16 protein-coding genes are annotated in these 21414 nt (G+C 51.0%); 11 read left to right on the top strand and 5 right to left on the bottom strand.

The features are described from left to right. The 11 genes from AACT07_RS09505 to AACT07_RS09455 all read left to right on the top strand — a co-directional run bounded on the left by AACT07_RS09505 (window position 1) and on the right by AACT07_RS09455 (window position 13110). Complete coding sequence (locus tag AACT07_RS09505; protein ID WP_069527505.1) at window positions 1-795, top strand: glycosyltransferase family 2 protein; 795 nt, start codon at window positions 1-3, stop codon at window positions 793-795. Further along, window positions 795-1751: a UDP-glucose 4-epimerase family protein gene (locus tag AACT07_RS09500; RefSeq protein ID WP_069527427.1), complete on the top strand. Its 957-nt coding sequence runs from the start codon at window positions 795-797 to the stop codon at window positions 1749-1751. Before AACT07_RS09505 ends, AACT07_RS09500 begins: the two co-directional genes overlap by 1 nt. After that, window positions 1751-2776 (top strand): MraY family glycosyltransferase, encoded by a 1026-nt coding sequence (locus tag AACT07_RS09495; protein WP_069527426.1) that lies wholly within the window; start codon window positions 1751-1753, stop codon window positions 2774-2776. Before AACT07_RS09500 ends, AACT07_RS09495 begins: the two co-directional genes overlap by 1 nt. Continuing rightward, a complete protein-coding gene (locus AACT07_RS09490) occupies window positions 2773-4758 on the top strand; it encodes a polysaccharide biosynthesis protein (protein WP_069527424.1) in 1986 nt (661 codons plus the stop codon). Before AACT07_RS09495 ends, AACT07_RS09490 begins: the two co-directional genes overlap by 4 nt. 30 nt (window positions 4759-4788) lie before the next feature. Then, window positions 4789-6045, top strand: a complete 1257-nt coding sequence (locus AACT07_RS09485) for a lipopolysaccharide biosynthesis protein (protein ID WP_139123783.1) — start codon at window positions 4789-4791, stop codon at window positions 6043-6045. An 8-nt stretch (window positions 6046-6053) separates the two neighbouring features. After that, window positions 6054-6821, top strand: coding sequence for a glycosyltransferase family 2 protein (locus AACT07_RS09480; protein ID WP_253182244.1), 768 nt, complete (start codon window positions 6054-6056; stop codon window positions 6819-6821). A 1-nt stretch (window position 6822) separates the two neighbouring features. Beyond that, entirely contained in the window at window positions 6823-7917 is a 1095-nt protein-coding gene (locus AACT07_RS09475; RefSeq protein ID WP_069527422.1) for a glycosyltransferase, read from the top strand. Continuing rightward, entirely contained in the window at window positions 7914-9047 is a 1134-nt protein-coding gene (locus tag AACT07_RS09470) for a glycosyltransferase family 4 protein (protein ID WP_069527420.1), read from the top strand. Before AACT07_RS09475 ends, AACT07_RS09470 begins: the two co-directional genes overlap by 4 nt. Window positions 9048-9065: 18 nt before the next feature. Continuing rightward, complete coding sequence (locus AACT07_RS09465) at window positions 9066-10346, top strand: sugar transferase (protein ID WP_083249943.1); 1281 nt, start codon at window positions 9066-9068, stop codon at window positions 10344-10346. A 17-nt stretch (window positions 10347-10363) separates the two neighbouring features. Beyond that, window positions 10364-12091 (top strand): PglL family O-oligosaccharyltransferase, encoded by a 1728-nt coding sequence (locus AACT07_RS09460; protein WP_069527418.1) that lies wholly within the window; start codon window positions 10364-10366, stop codon window positions 12089-12091. A gap of 608 nt (window positions 12092-12699) precedes the next feature. Further along, the gene (locus AACT07_RS09455; RefSeq protein ID WP_005338054.1) at window positions 12700-13110 is read left to right on the top strand and encodes an H-NS family histone-like protein; all 411 of its coding nucleotides are present in this window, start codon (window positions 12700-12702) and stop codon (window positions 13108-13110) included. A gap of 537 nt (window positions 13111-13647) precedes the next feature. Here AACT07_RS09455 and AACT07_RS09450 read toward each other — a convergent pair. From AACT07_RS09450 to recN, 5 genes are all read right to left on the bottom strand, one after another. Continuing rightward, a complete protein-coding gene (locus AACT07_RS09450) occupies window positions 13648-15012 on the bottom strand; it encodes an efflux transporter outer membrane subunit (RefSeq protein ID WP_069527417.1) in 1365 nt (454 codons plus the stop codon). A 2-nt stretch (window positions 15013-15014) separates the two neighbouring features. Beyond that, window positions 15015-17000, bottom strand: coding sequence for a MacB family efflux pump subunit (locus tag AACT07_RS09445; RefSeq protein WP_069527415.1), 1986 nt, complete (start codon window positions 16998-17000; stop codon window positions 15015-15017). Then, the gene (macA, locus tag AACT07_RS09440; RefSeq protein ID WP_069527414.1) at window positions 16997-18160 is read right to left on the bottom strand and encodes a macrolide transporter subunit MacA; all 1164 of its coding nucleotides are present in this window, start codon (window positions 18158-18160) and stop codon (window positions 16997-16999) included. The genes AACT07_RS09445 and macA overlap by 4 nt, the downstream gene beginning before the upstream one ends. Before the next feature lie 248 nt (window positions 18161-18408). After that, window positions 18409-19299 carry a manganese-dependent inorganic pyrophosphatase gene (locus AACT07_RS09435; protein ID WP_040065992.1) on the bottom strand — a complete coding sequence of 297 codons (891 nt, stop codon included), beginning with the start codon at window positions 19297-19299 and terminating at the stop codon, window positions 18409-18411. A 300-nt stretch (window positions 19300-19599) separates the two neighbouring features. After that, window positions 19600-21264: a DNA repair protein RecN gene (gene recN, locus AACT07_RS09430; protein WP_069527412.1), complete on the bottom strand. Its 1665-nt coding sequence runs from the start codon at window positions 21262-21264 to the stop codon at window positions 19600-19602. Window positions 21265-21414 lie beyond the last annotated feature (150 nt).

Raw genomic sequence — 21414 nt, 5'->3', positions numbered from 1 at the left:
ATGTTGACAATTTCTTTAGTGACTTATCATCCTGATTTGGAACTGTTATCCCGAACGCTTGTTTCGTTGCATAAGGCAGTTGAATGGGCTGGAATTAGCGCGAGCCTGACACTGATAGACAACTCGCAGCGGGTATCTGAGCGACTTAGCTTGGCCTGGGTCAATAAATTTTGGCATGGCTCATTCGAGTTGGTGCTGTCTGGGAAAAATGCCGGCTTTGGCGCTGCCCATAATCTTTCGTTAGAGCATAGTGATCACTATCATGTGATTTTGAATCCGGATATAGAAATTGCCGAAGATGCACTGGAAAAAGCTATTGTCTTCATGGAAAAACACCCTAAGTGTGGTTTGCTTACCCCCTATGCGACATGGGATGGGGGCGTTGTTCAACGCCTGTGCAAGCGTTATCCAACGGTGTTGGATCTTATTCTGCGTGGGTTTGCACCTCGACGGATCAAAAGAGCATTTAATGGTCGGTTATCCAGATATGAGATGTCCGATAAGCTCAATGGCCAAGATGTGCTATGGGATCCTCTCATTGTCAGTGGTTGTTTTATGCTGTTTCGCACAGATGTTCTGCAGCAACTCGGAGGGTTTGACCCTCGCTTCTTCCTCTATTTTGAAGATTTTGACATCAGTTTGCGGGCAGGAAAGATCAGCCGGATTGCTTATGTCCCTCAGGTGAAGGTTGTTCATCACGGTGGGCATGCATCCCGCAAAGGCTGGCGCCATATCTGGATGTTTGGTCGTTCCATGGTGACTTTCTTCAATATTCACGGTTGGCGTTGGTGGTAATGGCAGATATCAAAAGTACAGTCTTGGTCACAGGAGCCAACGGATTTGTAGGCAAGGCGGTCTGTGAACATTTGCTGGCGCTGGGGGCGAATGTTAAAGGAGCGGTGCGATGTCACCCGCTGGCTTCTTACCATGTTCAGGCTCCCTCTCTGACTGCGGATGCCAACTGGACTACCCAATTGCAACAGGTGGATGTGGTTGTTCACTGTGCTGCCAGGGTGCATGTGATGTCGGATACCGCGACAGCTCCCTTGGCAGCATTTCGAGCGGTGAATACAGAGGGCACCCTCACGCTTGCTCGACAGGCGGCTGAAGCAGGGGTGAAGCGCTTCATCTTTATCAGTTCGATCAAAGTGAATGGCGAGCAGACCGAGCCAGGCAAGCCATTTGATGAGAATGTGCAAAGTCCGCCAGAAGATCCCTATGGACGCTCGAAGTATGAGGCGGAGCAGGGGCTGATGGCACTCGCGAAAGAGTGTGGTATGGCTGTAACCATCATTCGTCCTCCTCTTATCTATGGAGAAGGAGTGAAGGCTAACTTTGCCAGCATGATGACCTGGGTGCACAAAGGGATCCCGCTACCCTTTGCCCGTTTGACCAATGCGCGTAGCCTGTTGGCGTTACCTAATCTGTGTGACTTCATTGCCCATGCGATGGCGCACCCTGCCGCAGTGAACCAGGTCTTTTTAGTCGCAGATCCTGTCGCAGTGTCGACGTCTCAGTTGTTGGCGGCGATTGCAGAAGCAGAAGGAGTTAGCTGTCGGCTCTTTTATCTCCCACCAAGAGTAATAAGAGTGCTTGGACGCTGTTTGGGGATTGATGCCAAGCTACAACGGATTTATGGCTCTCTGGAAATGGATACCCACAAGGCTCAGAGCCGATTACAATGGTCGGCACCCTATTCGCTCTCTCAGACCCTATCTCTGATGGCGTCAATCCATAGTGAGTCGTCTTGATGCTGGCATTTGTTTTGTTGTCGATATTTTGTCTTTTTCTTTCAATCACCATGACCGGCCTGCTCAGGCGCTACGCCCAGACCCGCTTGCTTGACCAACCCAATCATCGCAGTTCGCATCAGGTGCCTACCCCGAGAGGCGGTGGCATGGCTATCGTTGCGACCTTTCTGCTGGCAGCCCCGTTGTTTGTCACCCTGATCCCACTGCCCTTCGGCATATCCCAGAGCAGCTTTGCATTGATATGGGCTGCGGCGCTGGGCATTGCATTGGTTGGTTTTATCGATGATCACATCTCTCTCAAGCCTCGAACCCGCCTGATTGTGCAGAGCATGGCGGCAGCTCTGGTGGTATCTGCGGTTAATGGTTTGCCTGCGCTGATCTTCTTTGGTTGGCAGCTGGATCTTGCCTGGTTTGGTTACCTGCTGGCCTGGCTGGGGGTGATCTGGTTTATCAATCTCTACAACTTTATGGATGGCATCGATGGCTTGGCGGCAGGTGAAGCCGTTGTCGTCTGTCTGTTCATGGCGTTATTTCACTATCTGGTTGGGGGAGTGTGGTCGTCTGCCAGTTTGATCCTGCTACTGGGGATTTCGGCTGCTGGCTTCTTGTGCTGGAATTTTCCGCCCGCCAGGATCTTTATGGGAGATGGTGGCAGCGGATTTCTTGGCTTGATGCTGGCTTCCCTGATGCTGCTGGATACTGCTTCTTCACCTCAATTCCTGTGGGCATGGCTCGTCATGCTCGGAGTCTTTGTGGTTGATGCGACCTGGACGTTACTGAATCGCTTTCGTCTGAAATGTCGTCTGAGCGAGGCGCATCGTACTCATGGCTATCAATATCTGGCGAGACGTTGGCAAAGTCATCGAAACGTGACATTGGCTGTGCTTCTTATAAATAGCCTATGGCTTGCGCCGATCGCTGTCATGATTTTATTGGGCCAGCTCAATGGTGTGATCGGTCTGGTCATTGCCTACTTGCCGTTAGCCTTTCTTGCGTATCACCTGAATGCAGGAGTACCAGAATGAAAAATGAGCTTTTACCCGGAGGGGGCTGGCTACTGACTTGTCTGGGCTCCCTGTCACGATCCAGTAAGCGTGTCATCTCTGTCGCCGTTGATATGCTCTTGATCACCATGACCTATTGGGGAGCGTACTGGATCCGGCTTGAACATAACTGGCCCATCGATAGCCCTCATCACTGGGCACTCCTTGGCGCAATTATTGTTGTCAGCATCAGTTTGTTTGTACGGCTGGGGCTCTATCGCGCAGTACTCCGATATGTCAGCTTTAGGGTCTTATGGACAATCTCGCTAGGGGCATTTCTTTCAACCTGTTTCTTTGTTCTCTCTGCGTTTTACTTTGATATCTTTCTGCCCAGAACGGTATCTGTTATCTATCTCTCCTTTTTGGTGTTGCTGGTCGGTGGTGTGCGGCTGTTTTTCCGAGCGCTGCTCAATACCACCCGTCTGGCTCGTACCCAGGTGTTGATCTATGGAGCGGGTTCTTCGGGTCGACAGCTGCAAATGGCCTTACTGCAAGGTAATGAGTTTTATCCCGTCGCCTTTATTGATGACGATCCCGCCAAACAGGGATGCGTGATCCAGGGCTGTACCGTTTATCACAGTGCTCAGTTGCCTGCCCTGATTGACCACCATGGGGTACAGAAGATCTTGCTGGCAATGCCGAGTAGCACCAGAGCCCGTCGTCAGGAGGTGATCAATGCACTTGAGCCCCTCTCTTGCGAAGTGCTCTCCATCCCGGGGATGGCCGATCTTGTGAATGGCTCGGCTCGCATAGATCAGCTCAATGAGGTTTCCATCGACGATCTGTTGGGCAGAGACCCGGTAGAGCCGGTGACAAAATTAATGGAAGCCAATATCACAGGAAAAGCGGTTATGGTGACAGGTGCCGGTGGCTCTATCGGTTCTGAGCTATGCCGCCAGATCTTGCGGTGTCGGCCATCCACCCTGGTACTGTTCGAACTATCCGAATACGCCCTCTATGTCCTGCACAAAAACCTGCGGGAGCAGTGTCATCGTGAAGAAATCGAAACGGATCTGGTGCCGTTACTGGGGTCAGTGCAGCGCCAGCATCGCCTCAAGACGGTGATGCAGAGTTTTCGGATCCAGACGGTCTACCATGCAGCAGCTTATAAACATGTTCCGCTAGTCGAGTTCAACATCATTGAAGGAGTGCGCAACAACGTATTTGGAACACTGTATGCTGCACAGGCGGCCATTGAGGCTGGGGTCGAGACATTCGTGCTGATCTCCACCGACAAAGCCGTGCGGCCGACCAATACCATGGGCGCCAGCAAGCGTATGGCCGAGTTGATCTTGCAAGCCTTGACCCGTGAAAAGCATCAAACCCGTTTTTGTATGGTACGTTTTGGCAATGTGCTTGGATCTTCGGGTTCTGTGGTACCGTTATTCAGACAGCAGATAGATAAAGGAGGGCCCATTACCCTGACTCATCCCGACATCATCCGTTACTTCATGACAATACCTGAGGCTGCCCAGCTGGTGATCCAGGCTGGCGCAATGGGGGAGGGGGGCGACGTATTTGTTCTCGATATGGGGCAACCGGTACGGATCATGGAGCTGGCGAAGCGCATGATACGCCTGAGTGGTCTGACACTGCGTGATGAGCAGCGGCCCGATGGCGATATTGCCATCGAGGTGACGGGGTTACGGCCGGGTGAAAAGCTCTACGAAGAGTTACTGATTGGTGATGATGCCAGAGGAACCGAACACCCCAGGATCATGGTGGCACAAGAGAGTTGGCTTTCGTGGTCTCGCTTGAGGCCCTTGCTAGCTTCGCTGGATGAGGCTTGTCACCGTTTTGATCACCAACAAGTACGTGACATTCTTATGTATGCCCCTGCGTCTTTTGAGCCAACTGATGGGATTTGTGATCTTGTGTGGCTAGCGAAGCAGCAGCATACAATAACGGAGAACATCGTGAAGCTACCGGTACACAATGTTCATTTTTTGCTGGCTAGAAATTGAGTTACCTGTTTCTATAATGAGGCAACTTGGATGCGATTAGGCCAGATTGTGGCATTTTATCGAGAATATGCCGCAATTATTACTAATGTTAGTATTCTATTATTTGAAAAAATGGTGACCATTGGGTTGGTTTTTTTTTGCGAGGGGGTAATTAGTCATCTACTCGGTGTGTCATTATATGGGAAATGGCTATATTCGCTCAATGCCGTCATTTTATTGTCATCAGTTACATTGATTGCCGGCTCGGAAGTTGTTGTTCCGGCATTAGTTCGGCATCCTCATTTGCGTTGGAAGATACTATCTTCAGTATTTGTTTTTCGTCTACTTTTCGCTTTGGTTGCTTTGCTTGTCACATTAGTCTACGCAAATTTTATTGTCGCAGATCAAGATGTAATATTAATGTTGATGCTATTGGCACTGTCGCTCATTTTTAATGAACCATTTTCAGTAATAGCCAACTACTATCAAGCTACCACAAATATAGGTATTGTTGTTGCAATTCGTCTTGCAATTTTATTATTAAGAGTGCTTTTGGTAAGCCTCGCTCTTTTATTTTCATCTTATTTCATCATCTATTCAAGCCGAGCAATAGAAGCAATGTTTTTAGCTATGTCTCTGAGTTGTGTTATTTATTTTAGAGGTGGCATCTGGGACTGGCACAAAAAAGTGGCAGTGATAATGTTATGTCGAGGTGGGGCACTCTGGGTACCATTAATACTGATGCTGATTTATATGAGGATAGATCGCTTTTTCATCGAGCATTACTTAGGGTATGAACAACTAGCAATGTATGGTGTAGCTAGTCAAATGCTCGAGCAGGGCGTACTTTTACTTGGTATAGTTGTGCAGTCTATAGCGCCAATGATATTATATGGGCGCAGAGTAAAAAAAATACATACGGTCTGTTTAGGACTTTTATTAGTTGCATGTATCTTGCAATTAATGGGTTGGTTATGGCTACATGAAATTGTTTATTTTATATTTGGAAAAGATTATGAGTTAGCTGCAGAATTATCTATTATGATGTTGCCTGCGCTTTCTTTTTTCGCTGTGGATAGCGTTTTAATGCAACGATTATATCGTGATAAAAAATATTTTTTGATAATGTGCAAGTGGTTATCTCTATTAATTATAAGCATATTCAACTATTGGCTGTTGCTAAAAGTATTTCGTTCCGGTGACATTTATATCGTTTACATAACTAATGCTTTTTTCATGATGGCTGCGACGATGTCGATATACTTCATTCATCAATATAAAGGTTGCGTGTGTAAGGTCGTGCAATGATAACAATAATGACGCCAACTTATAACAGAGCATATGTTTTACCAAGGTTGTATGACAGTTTGTGTCAGCAGACAAGGCGGGACTTTGAATGGCTCGTAATCGATGACGGTAGCACTGATGGTACCGCCGAGCTTATTTTTGATTATAGAGTTAAATCTGACTTTTCAATCAATTATTTTCATAAAGAAAATGGAGGGAAGCATCGCGCTATAAATGAAGGTGTGGTTCATGCGACCGGTGAATGGATTATTATTGTGGATAGTGATGACTTATTAACTGGTGATGCTCTTGTCAAGCTATATGATGTTATGAATCATATTGGATCGGAATTTGTTGGGATGTGTTTTAGAAAAGCAACATTATCTGGTCACATAATTGGTATCTCCGGCACAGCATGGAACAAGTCAATGGTAATGCAGCCTATCATGGCTGGGCATATATTAAAAGGTGACTTGGCTTATGTTTTTCGCACTAATGTTATGCGCGAGTGTCTTTTTCCAGAGTTCCCGGACGAAAAGTTTGTACCAGAGTTATATATATGGAATAAAATTGCCGATATAGGTAAGATAGTTTTTTATGTAGACCAAGTAATATACTTGTGTGAATATCTTCCTGATGGCTACACCTCAAATTTTAAAAAAAATCTAAGAAGTAATCCATGTGGTTTTGGTTTGTTTTATCGAGACCAGGTGATCCGAGATACTCGATTGTTCGGCAAGGTCAAAGCATGTGTCAGAAGTCTCCAGTGTATTCTTTACTGTTGGTTGAAGAAATAGCATGAAAATTGCAATGGTAATCACAGGCCTTGGTATGGGGGGCGCTGAACGACAATTGTGCGATTTGGCAGATCAATTTATTAGGTTGGGCCACCATATATTAATTATCTCGATGACCGATGAAATTAGAAATCGCCCACATTCGACGGCAGCAGACATCGTTTCACTGCAGATGAGGAAAACTCCATTTAGTGTTTTCAAAGCATACTGGCACGCGATCAGGTTACTTAATCAATATAAACCGGATGTAGTGCATAGCCATATGGTGCATGCAAATATTTTTGCTCGGTTATTACGATTATTTGTATCATTTCCGAAGCTTATCTGCTCTGCGCATAGTATTAACGAGGGGAGAGGGTGGCGTATATTGGCATACCGGCTTACCGAAAGGTTATGTGATCTTAACACAAATGTAAGCCAAGAGGCAGTGGAGGATTTTATTAAACAAGGTGCGGTATCTGCTGGGCGAATTAAAGTCATGTATAATGGTATTGATACAGAGCGTTTTTATTTTAACGCCATAGTCAGAAATAAATTACGCACTCAACTTGGGATTGATGACAATAACATATTGTTAATTTCGGTAGGTAGACTAACCGCTGCCAAGGACTATACAAATTTGCTTGTTGCATTTGCGATGTTATCTTCGAGATTCAATAATGTTAAGTTGGTCATCATAGGTGAGGGTGAGGAAAAAGAATACTTAACCACAATCGCTAGCGCACAAGGGATTAGCGAGCGAGTTCATTTCTTGGGGCTGCGCTATGATGTTGAAGACTGGATGAGTGCAGCAGATATATTTGTGTTGTCATCAGCTTGGGAGGGGTTTGGTTTAGTTGTGGCTGAGGCTATGGCTACTGAGCGGGTAGTGGTTGCCACCGATTGTGGTGGAGTGAGGGAAGTGGTTGGCTCTGCTGGATTGCTTGTCCCCTCTAAAAATAGTCAGCAGCTATTTACCGCGATTGAGCAGGCTATGATGCTCTCGCCGCTTGAGAGAGACGTGATGACCAAGGGGGCTCGGACTCGGATTATTAACCATTATTCAATAGAGACTATCTGTCTGCGTTGGTTAAATTTGTACAAGGACTACACATGAGCAAACATCTTTGTATGGTGAGCAATACAGCGTGGTCAATGTGGAATTTTCGCCGCGGATTATTATCTGCACTTATACAACATGGATATCGCATAACCATTGTTGCGCCACCTGATAATACAGTTTTTTCGCTCTGTGATTTGGGGTGTTCATTTATACCGTTGGCACTATCCCCTAAAGGAGTCAACCCAATTGTTGAACTAAAATTAATATTTGATTTCGTAAGAATATATAGGAGAATTAATGCGGATTTAATTATCCATTATACGGTAAAACCAAATATATATGGTTCTTTTGCTGCACATCTTTGTCGCACACCTGCCTTGGCTATAACCACTGGGTTAGGATATGCTTTTATGAATGATGGTTGGGTGCCTAAAGTAGTAAGATTGCTTTATAAATTCGCTTTTAAATATCCTAAGCTAGTCATTTTCTTAAATGAAGATGATCGCCTTGAATTTGTATCAAGACAGTTGGTATATGAAAGAAAGACTCGGTTACTGCCTGGCGAGGGTGTTGATTTGAGTTTTTTTTATCCTTCAGAGAAATTTGCTGAAGATGACTCGGTTAGTTTTTTGCTCATTGCGCGGTTGTTATGGGATAAGGGGATTGGAGAATATGTAGCAGCCGCAAAGCAGATTCACATTAGTCATCCAAACATAAAGTTTAAATTGTTAGGCGATGTTCAGGCTGATAACCCACGAGCGATCGGATATGCACAGTTGCATGAATGGATCAATGAAGGTGTGCTGGAATATCTCGGTACTACACATGATGTTAGGCCTATCATAATGGAAAGTGATTGTATTGTGTTACCGTCTTATCGCGAAGGATTGCCAAGAACTATGATCGAAGCTGCTGCAATGGCAAAGCCAATTATTGTTACCGATGTCCCTGGATGTAGAGATGTACTGCTACATGAGAAAACCGGGTTACTCTGTCAAGCTAGAAATGTTTCATCATTGGCTGATGCGATGATGACATTCATACGAATGACTACAGCTCAAAGAACCTTGATGGGTAATGCTGGGAGGCAATTTGTCAGTGCCAGATTCGATGAAAAAAAAATCATTGGCATATATTTTGATATATTGGCTCATCATATCGATGGTGCTCACCCCTGTGGTTGATGACTAAATGAGTTTTTCATGATAAATAATAACTATTATCCATATGGTGGTCGTTGGTATGACCTTGTACGGTTTAATTATACTATAATGTTCTTTTTTACATCTTTGGCATCAACATTACTACCTGCATTTTTGTTTTGGGGAGGAGACTTTTGGAATATCCTTGATGATGTAAAGATAAATTCACTTTTAGGCATCTTTATAACATGTATTACGGCTGGTTTTTTCCTGAGTCGAGTGCTTTGCTATCCTGGAGTTAATGCCTTATCGTATATGATTCCAACAGTAACTGCAGTGTATGGTATATTATTCGGTGTGTTGCTTATATTTCGTCTTGAGTATAGTAGACCAGTAATTATAAGCTCGTATATATTGGCTTTAGTCTCTTGCTGGATTATTTATGACTTAGGGGTACGATCTGGCAAAGTTAAGTATTCTATCATCCCGGTTGGCAATTATCAGAAACTGTGTGCCTTGACTGCTGTTGAATGGAATGTTCTTCACAAACCTGATATATCTCTGTTTTGTGGTAATGCCGTAGTTGCTGACTTTCACTCATCTGATTTGACGAGTGAATGGCAAAAAGTATTAACTGATTTCGTTTTGTTAGGGATACCAATCTATCACAGCAAAACTATATATGCATCATTAACAGGCCGAGTCAGCGTTGAGCAATTATATGAAAATGACTTGGGTTCTGCTATTCCCTCGTTGTTTTATTTCTTTTTAAAAAGACTTGCTGATCTTTTGATTGTTATAATTTCAATTCCCTTTTCTATACCGGTGATAATTATAACGGCAATTTTAATAAAACTGGAAAGCCCCGGCCCTGTTTTCTTTAAGCAAAAAAGAGTTGGGTTTGGTAATAAAGACTTTTTAATATATAAATTTCGTAGTATGCATGACAGTTCATCATTAGACAATGCATGTTTTGCTCAGGAAGCTGACAAACGGATTACTCGTGTTGGTCATTTTATTCGTAAATATAGAATTGATGAGCTCCCGCAATTTTTTAATGTTCTTAAAGGGGATATGAGCTTGATTGGTCCACGACCTGAACAGCGTTTTTTTGTAGAGAGATTTGAGTCTGAGTTACCATTCTATATGTATCGTCATATGGTCCGTCCTGGTATAAGCGGATGGGCTCAGGTTATGCATGGCTACTCAGCTGATACAGATAGTGCTCGTATAAAATTAGAATATGACTTTTATTATATTAAGAATTTTTCGCTTTGGCTTGATCTATTAATAGTAATCAAAACTATTAAAACAATGCTGACAGGGTTTGGGGCTCGTTGAGTATACGGAAATAATATATGAGCAGCTTGTATTGGATTTTATCTTCATCATATTGGTTACTTGGAGTGCATTTTTTTATGCACAACCCCGGAGGCGCAGGGCTGTATCTGCCATTTAACGCATGGGGATGGGTTTTTGCCTCGCTGGCTATTGGATTGGGATTGTGGCAAGTAACGTTACGCCTGCGTCTGGTGTTTTCTCCATTACAAGCGGGCTTATGGATAGGGGCACTCTTGCTACTGCTCCCGATGCTCTATCCAGGCTTTGCACTCAAGGATTATGCCATTCCCCGATTGCTGGGACTTTTTGCTGGTCTGCTGTTTTTGTTTGGACTCTATCAATGGCGTTTTGATAAGGCGCAGCGTGATCGCTTGCTCTATCTCATCCTGATTGCGATCGCGATGGAGGCATTGCTTGGTCTGGTGCAGTTCTACCTGTTGACGCCAAGTAACTGGATTGGCTATGACACCAAGGCCAATCGCCCTTACGGGATCTTTCAACAGCCAAACGTGATGGCGACGTTTATGGCAACTGGCCTTGCCCTTGCTATCTGGCTGGAATTACGCCGAGAGGGTGGTCGATTGCTGATGGCGTTGCGCTATGGCGTCATTCTATCTGCGGCACTGCTGCTCGTTGTTTTGCAATCCCGAGTGGGGCAGTTAGGCGGCCTGCTAGCCCTGTTCTTACTGATGCCTCAGCTTTATCGACAGCGGCTGCTATGGCGGATATCGGGTCTGGTTATTTTGGCTGTAGCGATTGGCCTGTTATCACAATATTGGCTGGCTGGAGCAAAACGCGGATTAGAGATCTATCAGTCCGGCGGTATGCGCTCTATTTACTGGCCTTATGCGGTAAAACTGATTGCACAGGCTCCTTGGAGTGGATGGGGATACGGCAGTTTTGAATCTGTTTTTCTCCATCACTACATGGCTGATAAAGCACTGAATCCGTCCATGGCGCAGATTGAGTACAATCTTGACCACCCCCACAACGAGTTTCTCTATTGGGCTGTTGAGGGCGGTATTGCACCCATGGTCGGCATGGTGATCATGGGAGGTGCATTATTATGGCGTCTGGCGAGTGTGCGCTGGGTACATGCCATGGGACTGCTTGCTTTGGTTACACCGATCTTGCTTCATACCCAGACGGAATACCCGCTCTACCATGCGATCGTGTTGTGGTGGCTGTTGCTGACGCTGATTTATATCATCGATACCGAAATTGAGGAGACCAACCTGGCGAGTCAGGGTTTCTCATCATGGTGGGATATGGAATGCCGCCCATGGCTGTTACTGCGATTTATGGCGATCGCTATCCCGCTGCTGGTTGTTCCCTTTATGCTCACAGCAATTCACACCGCATGGGTAGTCACCAAGTACGAAAGAGGTGGGTATAAAGAGCCGACCTTGCTACTTGATATCATCAATCCCATGGCTTGGTTAACCCGAGTCGAGTTTGATGTGAACTCGGTTCGTCTGATGGTGGGTCTGCAGACAAACAACAAGACAGAACTGGCAGCTTATCTGGAGTGGGGGCGGGCATTCGTACGCCATACACCGCGTGCCAACATATACGCCAATATGGTGATCGCGCTTAATGCATTGGGCCGTAGGGAGGAAGCCAATGCGATGCGGGCAGAAGCGCTTAAGCTCTATCCAACCGAGCCCCTTTTAACTGGATCTGCTTCACAGGCTGTGATTACCGGTGTTGACCAATCAGGCAAGAATATAACCAAAAATAAATAGTGCTATTTGGATACATAGAAAGCCAGCCGTTAAAAACAGCTGGCTTTTTTATTTTTTACCTTCTGGACTACCAGTATATGAACGGTCTGTTTTTGGACGCATGCGTCTGTCAAACGGGCTATGAAAGGCATATTTGAAATGTCATGTGGCGATTCCAACCAATTGATTAATATGTAATTTTGTCGATGGCGTTGAAGGGGGTGATAGTCAATTGGGAGTATTCCCTTCATCATCGGGTGAAGGGACTGGCTCTAGACGTGTTCATTGCTAAACAGATAGGCATAGTCTTGTCACATGATGTTGAACGTATGGTAGAAATGTTCGCTCAGGCTTATAAAGCAGGTTACCGAGTTAGTTTTGTTGGATGCTGAACTGGAAATTAATGAGTCTTGAAATACCGATGTTTCTTGAACACAAGATGGTAATCACCTCTCTACCCAGAAGATCTGCATTCCAGCCAGTTTGTTATTGATAGTGGCAAGCATTCGATCTTGATGGTGAAATTTAAGAAAAAAAGAACGTTAATATAGAAAAACTGTATGTTCTCGCGAATTGTCCATGCTATTCTGAAAAGGTATCCCTGTAACCGACTTTTTTGTGAGGAAATAATGAACGAGTTTCTGAAAGTTCTGCTGAACATTCGCAGTCTGCGTGCGGCTATTCGTGAACTGCCGTTTGAGCAACTGCTGGAAGCTAAAGAGAAGTTTGACCTGGTTTACCAAGAGCGCGCCGATTCTGTTGAACAGGAGCGTGCTGAACAGGAAGAGCGTCAGCGCAAGCTGAATGAATTCACCGAAATGCTGCAGCAGGCTGGTATTGATCCTCGCGAGCTGCTGGCAACTGCCACTGCTCCGGCTGCTGCGACTGGCGCTGCCAAGAGCAAGCGTGCTCCGCGTCCGGCTAAATACAAGTACGAAGAAGATGGCCAAGAAAAAACCTGGACCGGTCAAGGCCGTATGCCGAAAGCCATTGCTGCTCAAGTAGCACTGGGTAAAGACCTGAACGATTTCCTGATCTAATTCGTCAGGTTCAGAGATTGAATAATGCCGCCCTTGGGCGGCATTATTTTTTGCCGTTTTACTCGTTGTTATCCAATCCGCCACTTCACCCCACTGTTATCTACATCCTCGCTTGTATCCTTTTTACCGTCGTTTTACTTCACTGTTACTTTGCTCAATATCACTCGTTGTTTGTGATTAATTTTGTCGTGCAGGATTAACTGCGTGATATCGCTATTTGTATGCGTCGTGCAGATATGCGCTTCGGATATGTCGCTCATGATTCACGGGGCGCGGCTCGGTAAGAACCGAGCTCTCTGCGGATGGAATATCCGGTAACCGTTATCTCCGGTCAGGGAGCGTGGGGGATAGAGATAGCCGCAAGGTATGGCCGGGATATTCTGGGTCACCGATGCATGTAATGGGCTGCGCTGCCATAACAGCCCCTGATGATGGGCAATGGAGTTCGGTTACCGTGTGGGAGAGGGAATTCTGTGCGGTCGATGATGATGGCATTCCCCACTCTGCCGGCGGAGTGGGGAATGCCCAGGTGAAGCGCTATCGGGGCGTCACGCTATCGCTCCCACCCAGGGCGCGATAGATTTTGGCGGTGGTGGTGAGCTGCTCTTTTTGCTGGGCCAGCAGGCTCTGCTGGGCATCCCATAGCCGGTTCTGCTCATCAAGCCAGGCTTGCACGCCGGTCGCACCCGCCTGGAAGCGAGCCTTGGCCAGTCGTTCGGCCTCCTGGGCATAACTCAGCTGTTCCTGCAGATAATCGAGTCGCTGCTGGCCATAGTGGCGGGCAGCCAGATTGTCTTCCACCTCCACCAGTGCGGTGTAGAGCTGTTTGCGAAACTCGGTTTCAGCGATTTGGTAATCCAGCTCTGAGCTTTCGATGGCGAGCTGGGTGCGGTTGTATTCAAGGAAGGGGAGGGCGAGGCTGGCTCCCAGCGTACCAACCGGATTTTGCAGCACCTGCGCCAATCTATCAGATGCGGTGCTGGCGCTGCCGGTCAGGGTCAGGCTGGGGTAGAAGCTGGTGCGGATCTCGTCCCCTTTTGCCAGCGTCTTGCGCAGCCGCAATTCGGCCGCTTTGACGTCGGGGCGGCGTGCCAGCACATCAGCCGGAATACCCACCGCAAGTTCAGGAATGGTCTGCTTTGCAAGGGAAGCGGGTGCATACTCCAGCGGCCCGCTGCTGCGGCCCAGCAACAGACGCAGGGCATTGCGAGCCTGCTCCTGCTGCGCCTTGAGGGAGGCCAGCTCAGCCTGTTTTCCGGCCAACTGTTGGCGTGCCTGCGCCAGATCGAGCCGGGTGATGGCGCCTGCCTGGTATTTGGTCTGGGTCAGCTGCTCGGTACGGATCAGATTGGCCAGCTGCTGTTCCCCAAGGGTGATGGCAGAGCCGAGATAGCCGAGCTGCCAATACTGCTCCAGGGTATTGCCGATCAGCAGTAGTCGGGTGCTGGCGAGATCCTGCTCGCTTGCCGCCGCCTCCCAGCTTGCCTGATCTCGCACCGAGGCAAGCTTGCCCCACAAATCCACTTCGTAACTGAGGCTCAGCGAGGGGCCCAGACTGTTGGTGCCTTTGCCGGTTTTCAGATCCTTGTTGCCACTGGCGGCGATAGTGCCATTGACCGAGGGGGTGAGGTTGGTATCGGCTTGCTCGGCGCCCAGTCGGGCGCTTTTGAGCTTGAGGGCCGCCACATGCATGTCCGGGTTGGCAGCCAGTACCGCCTCGACCAATTTGTCGAGCTGGGGATCATGAAATTCCCGCCACCAGGGGCCTGCCTGCGCAGCCAGTTGGGCGCCGTCTGCCTGTTGCCATGTGGGGGCGATTGCCAGCTCGGGTCTTTGATAGGTGCTGTGCTGACTGCAGCCGCTGAGGGCCATAGAGAGAGCCAGCCAGGAGAGTTTGTGCATTGTTATTCCCTCGCCAGTGCGACAACAGGGTCGAGCCGCGCCGCATTGCGTGCCGGCAGGTAACCAAACAGGATCCCGATGAGTGACGAGCAGCCAAAGGCCATCAGGATGGAGAAGAGCGAGAACTGCATCTTGATGGAGTCCACCAGCAGTGCAAAGAGCGCACCAATGCCTAGCGAGAGGCCGACGCCGAAGATACCCCCCAGCAGGCTCACCATCACAGCTTCAATCAGGAATTGCTGCAAAATATCCGACTGGCGGGCACCCACGGCCATGCGAATGCCGATCTCGCGGGTGCGCTCGACCACTGACACCAGCATGATGTTCATCACGCCCACCCCGCCGACGATCAGCGAGATCACCGCGATGGCCGAGACCATCAGGGTCATGGTGGCGGTGGTTTTCTCCACCGATTTGATGATGTTGTCGCTACTGAAGGTGAAGAAATCCTTCACCCCGTGGCGCTTGGTGATCAGCTCGATCACCGCCTGCTCGGCCAGTGCCGGTTGTACCCCGTCTTTGACCCGGATGGTGATCTGGCTGAAGTGGTGCTGCGAGATGAGGCGACTCATCACCGCGCTGTAGGGTAGCCAGATATTGACCGACTGGCTGGTGGGGCCAAAGCCGGTCTCCTGCGAGACCACACCGACAATCCGCACCGGCAAGGTGCCGACCAGTACCACCTTGCCGACCGGCTCCTCCTTGCCAAGCAGGCTGGTGATACTCTTCTTGTCCACCACGGCGACGGCGGCACGCTGCTGGATATCTTGCCACTCCAGTAAGCGACCACTGACCAGCGTCATCCCCTTTACCTTGAAATAGTCGTTACCGACCCCGGTCACATTGCCGCTGTTGGTCTTGTTGCGGTAGCGCAACTGGCCGGAGCTGCCAATCTCTGGGCTGGCGCCCGCAAGATAGGGTTGCCCCAACAGGGCATCGAGATCCCCCTTGTTGAGGGTCTGGATGCTGGCCATCTTCTCATCGCCCCATCCTTTACCCGGGAAGATTTCGATGGTGTTGGTGCCCATCGCATTGATCTGGTCGATCACCTTGGCGCGCGCCCCTTGCCCCAGCGCCACCACACTCACCACGGCGGCGATGCCGATGATGATGCCGAGCATGGTGAGGAAGGTGCGCATCCGGTGGGCGAGCATGGCATGGATCGCCATCCGTCCCGCTTCCCGATAGCGATCCCAGTCGTGACCCATGGCGCCTTTAGTGGGCACTATTTTTTGAGGGGCAGTGGTTGTGCTTGTGGCGGTGGCTGGAGCCAACACGGCCGTTTGGCAGGGGCCGCTATCTTGTTCAATCCGACCATCCTTGAGAGTGATGATCCGGTCGGCATGGCTGGCCACGTTCATATCGTGGGTGACCAGAATGATGGTGTGGCCCTGAGCGTGCAGCTCCTTGAGGATCGCCATCACCTCCTTGCCGCTCTGGCTATCCAGTGCGCCGGTCGGTTCATCGGCGAGGATCACTTCGCCGCCATTGGCCAGCGCCCGGGCGATGCTGACCCGCTGCTGCTGACCGCCGGAGAGCTGGCCCGGGGTATGGTGGCTGCGATCGGCCAGCCCCAGTCTGCCCAGCAGCTGACGCGCACGTGCCTGGCGATCCGGGCGGCTGGTGCCGGCATAGACGGCGGGGATCTCCACGTTGGCGGCGGCATCGAGGTGGGGCAGCAGGTGGTAGCGCTGAAAGATAAAGCCGAAGTGGTGGCAGCGTAGTCGGGCCAGCGCCAACGCATCCATGGTGGCGGTGTCCTGACCGCGAAACAGGTACTGGCCGCCGCTCGGGCTATCGAGACAACCCAGCAGGTTCATCAGGGTCGACTTGCCGGAGCCGGACGCGCCGACAATGGCGATCATCTCTCCTGCCGTGATGGTGAGGTCAAGAGGGTGGAGCACGGTGACTTCGCTGTCGCCGCTCTGGTAGCGTCGCTCGACCCCTTTCAGCTGGATCAACGGCAGCTGGTTCAGGGGCTCACTCATAGCATCACCGCCATCTCATCATTGACGGCGGGGGCTCCGTGATTGAGCTGCACCTCCTCCTTCTCATTCAGCCCGCTGATCACCTCAATGCGGATCTCATCCTTCATACCGGTCTTGATATGACGGGTTTCGGTTGTCTCATCGTCCTTGATCACGGTGACTTCATACTCGTTGTCACCCAGCGACTTGCCGAGGGCGGTTTGCGGCACAGTGAGCACCTGCTTGCGCTCGCCGAGCGCTATGGTCACCTGGGTGGTCATTGCCACCCGCAGGGTATGGTTGGGATTGGGCACATCGAACAGGGCGTAGTAGTAGACAGCCGCATTGTTGGTGGTGGTGCCTGTGGTGGCCTGATCGTTGATGTTGGTAGGCGCTAACTCCACGGCGCGAAGCGTACCCTGATAGCGGGTATCCGGATCGCCAATGAGGGTGAAGTAGACTGGCATGCCGGCTTTGACCTTGGTGACATCGGCTTCGGAGATCTGCGCCTTGACCGTCATGGTCTCGAGGTTGGCCAGCTTGAGCACGGTCGGCACCGTCTGGCTGGCAGCCAGGGTCTGGCCCTGACGGGTCACAATGCTGATGACGGTGCCATCCATCGGCGCCAGGATCTTGGTGTAGCCCAGCTCGGTCTTGGCCCGATCAACCTTGATCAGGGCGTTGTCGATATTGGCTTGGCTATTTTGCAGTTCGGCGCGGGTGACCGCCAGCAGGGCCTCGGCACTCTCCAGATCGGCCCGTGAGCTCGCCTCCTGCTTGAACATCTGCTGCTGGCGCCGCCAGGCGAGCTCGTTCTGTTTGAGTTGTGCCTGCTTGATCTTGAGCTGGGCGCGGTTGCTGGCAAGCTCCGCCTCGGCCGTCTTGAGGTTGTTCTGGGCAATCAGGGGATCGATCTCGGCCAGCAGGTCTCCCTGCTTGACCTGATCTCCTGCCTCGACGGCCAGCTTGGTAACCTGACCGGAGACCTGAGCCCCCACATCCACCTGCTCTACGGCCTGCAGCACACCACTAGCCAGCACGGTCTGGGCAATATCCTCGCGGGTCACCTGAGCGGTCAGCATCGCCTTGGGTGGTTGACTGGGCCAGAGCAGCCAGCCGAGGAGTACCACGGCGATCAGCATGGTGATGGCTAGGGGTCTCTGCTTGGGGGTTATGTTCATCGATCACCTGAATGGAAACGGAAAAGGTTGTGCGCGGCGATTATCCTGCAGCAAAGCCCTGATAAATAACAGCCGCAAATATGTAAGCAAAGTTATGGCGTTAACTGTCAATAAGCCGTGAAAAGAGTAAGCGAGAGACCGCAGTGGTGAGCAAGATGGTCAGCAAGAGGGGCGAGTGCGACTGGTGGTGGCGATGAAAAAGCCCTGGGCAGAGGCAGGGCTTTGGAATAGGTGATGGCGAGGGAGGATCAGGCCTTGGCCAGCAGATCCATCACCCAGGGCAGACCCTGCTTCTTGCGGCTGACAAAGCCCGGGTGGTAGCTGGACTCGGCCGGTACTTTGGCGTGCTCGGTAAAGTAGATACGGCTGGCAGCCGCAGTCAGGTCAGTCACCATCAACACGAAGAAGTCGAGCCCTTCGCTCGCCACGCGCTGGGCCATCTCCTGCTGCAGGGCTGGCAGGTGCTCGGCCAGTTGCTGTTCGCTGCCCACTTCAATCTGGCTCATGATGAAGTTCAACCCTTCGGCTTGGAATGCCTTCTCATCCTGCTGCAGCAGTTGAGCTGGAGTCAGGCCGCTCAGGTCGGTTTTCGCCATCAGCAGCTGTTGGCCGAATTCGGCCAGCGATACTTCGGCCAGCGGTGCCAGACGCTCACAAGCGATCTTGTCCTGCTCGGTGGTGGTCGGCGAGGTGAGACAGAGGGTGTCGCTCATGATGGCACCCAGCATTAGACGAGCCTGGCTGCGGGTCACGGTACCTTGCTGGCTCAGCAGATCGAAGGCGATGGTGCAGGTGCAGCCGACGGCCCGGATCCAGGCATCCAGCGGAGACTGGGTGACCAGAGTACCGAGACGGTGGTGATCCACCAGACCCAGTACATTGGCTTGTGCCAGTGTGGCAGGGCCCTGTTCCAGATCACTGAAATCCACCAGCCAGACATCTTCACCGGTCAGATCTTTGGTCAGCAACTCGGGTTCGCTGACGCCAGCCTGCTCCAGAATAAAACGGGTTTCAGTGCGCAGGTCACCCAGACGCCATGGGGTGGCCTGACGGCCCTGGCCATTGAGCCAGTCGGTGATAACCAGCGCACTGCAGATACTGTCGCTATCAGGATTCTTGTGACCAAAAACGTGGATCATAGACAAAGCCTCACAATTGGATACCCATAAAGGGGGGCAACACTATGCGAAATCCGCCACATGAAGGCAACCGGATCCACGCCCATGTTGCTGCCAGCTTCGCCTAACTCGCCATTTTATTGATCTGGGTCGGTAATCCTGACGCGAGTTCGGTTCTCACAGTTGGCTATTGGCTATTGGCTATTGGCTATTGGCTATTGCTGACTGTGCAGGCTATGGCACTCGTCCGTGCCTGCGCAGTCAGCATGTTCGGTCAGCCCTGTCAGTTGCCATCGCTGCAAATCGGCGTTTTGGCCTGATTCAACGGCGCAGCAGCTCGCGGGCATTGGCCAGGGTGTTGTCGGTGATCTGGTCGCCACCGAGCAGGCGTGCCAACTCATTGAGACGGGCTGTCTCATCAAGGGCACTCATTTGAGTTTCGGTGGTTTTGCCATCGGTATGCTTGCTCACCACCATATGCTGGTGGCCGTTGCCAGCCACCTGAGGCAAGTGAGTGACCACCATCACCTGAGTGGACTCCCCGAGCTGGCGCAGCAGGCGACCTACCACGGCGGCGGTCGGGCCGCTGATCCCCACATCCACTTCGTCGAAAATCAGGGTCGGGGTGGAGACCTTGCGAGCGCTGATCACCACGATGGCGAGGCTGATGCGCGACAGCTCACCGCCGGAGGCCACCTTGCCAAGCGGCTGGATCGGTTGGCCCGGGTTGGTGGTGACCATAAATTCCACCCGATCTATACCCAGCGGAGAGAGGCTGCTCTGGGCATCGGGGCGCACCTCGATGGTAAAGCGGCCATCGGGCATCGCCAGTTCGTGCATGCTGCTGGTCACTTTGGCGCCCAGCTCCTGGGCGTAACGCTGGCGACTCTGGCTCAGGGCTTCGGCGGCCTGCACAAAAGCCTGACGGGCCTCGGCCAGCTCATCTTCCATCCCCTCTAACCGCTCTTCATCGGAGTTGAGGCGAGCAAGATCAGAGGCCAGCTCCTGATGGTACTGAGCCAGATCTGCCGGTTTGACGTGGTGCTTGCGGGCCAGATTGATCGCCTTGGAGAGGCGAGCTTCCAGCTCGTTGAACCGCTCGGGATCCAGCTCCAGCCGATCGAGATAGCTGCGCAGCTCGCTGTGGCTCTCCTGCACCCCGATCAGGGCTTCGTTCAGCATCTCCAGTACTGGAGTGAGGCGGCTGTCCATGCTGACCAGCCCCTCGGCCCGATCGACGGCCGATTGCAGCAGGCCAGCGATAGTGGTCTCTTCGTTGTCATAGAGCAGATCGAGGCAAGCCCCGCACTCCTGCATCAGCTCTGTGCCGTTGGCGAGACGCTGGTGCTCCTCCTCTATCTCTTCAAACTCCCCCGGTTGCAGGGCGAATTCGTCCAGCTCCTGCACCTGATACTCGATCAGCTGGCGGCGGGCTTCCCGCTGCTGCTGCTCGGCCTTGAGCCGGTTCAGCTCGTTTTGCAGTTGACGCCACTGCTGATAGTGCTGGCGCACCTCGTCGAGCAGCAGATGGTGACCGGCATAACCGTCGAGCAGAGCGAGCTGGTAGTCGGGTTTGAGCAGCATCTGGTGGGCATGCTGACCGTGTACGTTGACCAGCAGCTGGCCCAGATTCTTGAGCTGGGTGAGGGGGACAGGCACGCCGTTGATATAGCTGCGTGAACGCCCCTCGGCTGAGATGACTCGCCGCACGATACATTCACTTTCGTTTTCCAGTTCGTTGGTGGCGAGCCAGGCGCGGGCGGCCGGGTTGTTGTCCAGCAGGAAGCGGGCGCTGACCTCGCTTTTATCGCTATCGGGTCGCACCATGCCCGCTTCGGCCCGCTCTCCGAGACAGAGACCGAGAGCATCGATGGCGATGGATTTACCGGCGCCGGTCTCACCTGTGATGCAGGTCATGCCCGGTTGCAGATCGAGTTCGAGAAACTTGACGATGGCGAAGTTGTTGACGGTCAGCTGGGTCAGCATGGTCTCATCCTGTATAGGTCAACATTACTGTGTATGCATCCAGTATATACTGGTCTTATATACAGTAAAGAGGGCACCGTCATTTTTAACAAAGGAAAGCCGCGCCAGTGCGGTATGGCTATGAAAATGCGGTACTGATATGAGAGTGCA

The organism is Aeromonas sp. ANP5, from assembly GCF_963870295.1.
GTDB classification, from domain to species: Bacteria; Pseudomonadota; Gammaproteobacteria; order Enterobacterales; family Aeromonadaceae; genus Aeromonas; species Aeromonas veronii.
The sequence above is the reverse complement of the archived record's forward strand: the minus strand, read 5'-3'. Positions and strand labels throughout refer to the sequence as shown.

Excerpts from the sequence above, each read along its gene's own strand:
- AACT07_RS09480 (WP_253182244.1), top strand. The coding sequence starts at position 6,054 with ATGACGCCAACTTATAACAGAGCATATGTTTTACCAAGGTTGTATGAC.
- AACT07_RS09435 (WP_040065992.1), bottom strand. The coding sequence starts at position 19,299 with ATGATCCACGTTTTTGGTCACAAGAATCCTGATAGCGACAGTATCTGC.
- AACT07_RS09465 (WP_083249943.1), top strand. The coding sequence starts at position 9,066 with ATGATAAATAATAACTATTATCCATATGGTGGTCGTTGGTATGACCTT.
- AACT07_RS09475 (WP_069527422.1), top strand. The coding sequence starts at position 6,823 with ATGAAAATTGCAATGGTAATCACAGGCCTTGGTATGGGGGGCGCTGAA.
- AACT07_RS09445 (WP_069527415.1), bottom strand. The coding sequence starts at position 17,000 with ATGAGTGAGCCCCTGAACCAGCTGCCGTTGATCCAGCTGAAAGGGGTC.
- AACT07_RS09455 (WP_005338054.1), top strand. The coding sequence starts at position 12,700 with ATGAACGAGTTTCTGAAAGTTCTGCTGAACATTCGCAGTCTGCGTGCG.
- AACT07_RS09495 (WP_069527426.1), top strand. The coding sequence starts at position 1,751 with ATGCTGGCATTTGTTTTGTTGTCGATATTTTGTCTTTTTCTTTCAATC.
- AACT07_RS09485 (WP_139123783.1), top strand. The coding sequence starts at position 4,789 with ATGCGATTAGGCCAGATTGTGGCATTTTATCGAGAATATGCCGCAATT.
- AACT07_RS09490 (WP_069527424.1), top strand. The coding sequence starts at position 2,773 with ATGAAAAATGAGCTTTTACCCGGAGGGGGCTGGCTACTGACTTGTCTG.
- AACT07_RS09500 (WP_069527427.1), top strand. The coding sequence starts at position 795 with ATGGCAGATATCAAAAGTACAGTCTTGGTCACAGGAGCCAACGGATTT.
- AACT07_RS09505 (WP_069527505.1), top strand. The coding sequence starts at position 1 with ATGTTGACAATTTCTTTAGTGACTTATCATCCTGATTTGGAACTGTTA.
- macA (WP_069527414.1), bottom strand. The coding sequence starts at position 18,160 with ATGAACATAACCCCCAAGCAGAGACCCCTAGCCATCACCATGCTGATC.
- AACT07_RS09450 (WP_069527417.1), bottom strand. The coding sequence starts at position 15,012 with ATGCACAAACTCTCCTGGCTGGCTCTCTCTATGGCCCTCAGCGGCTGC.
- AACT07_RS09470 (WP_069527420.1), top strand. The coding sequence starts at position 7,914 with ATGAGCAAACATCTTTGTATGGTGAGCAATACAGCGTGGTCAATGTGG.
- recN (WP_069527412.1), bottom strand. The coding sequence starts at position 21,264 with ATGCTGACCCAGCTGACCGTCAACAACTTCGCCATCGTCAAGTTTCTC.
- AACT07_RS09460 (WP_069527418.1), top strand. The coding sequence starts at position 10,364 with ATGAGCAGCTTGTATTGGATTTTATCTTCATCATATTGGTTACTTGGA.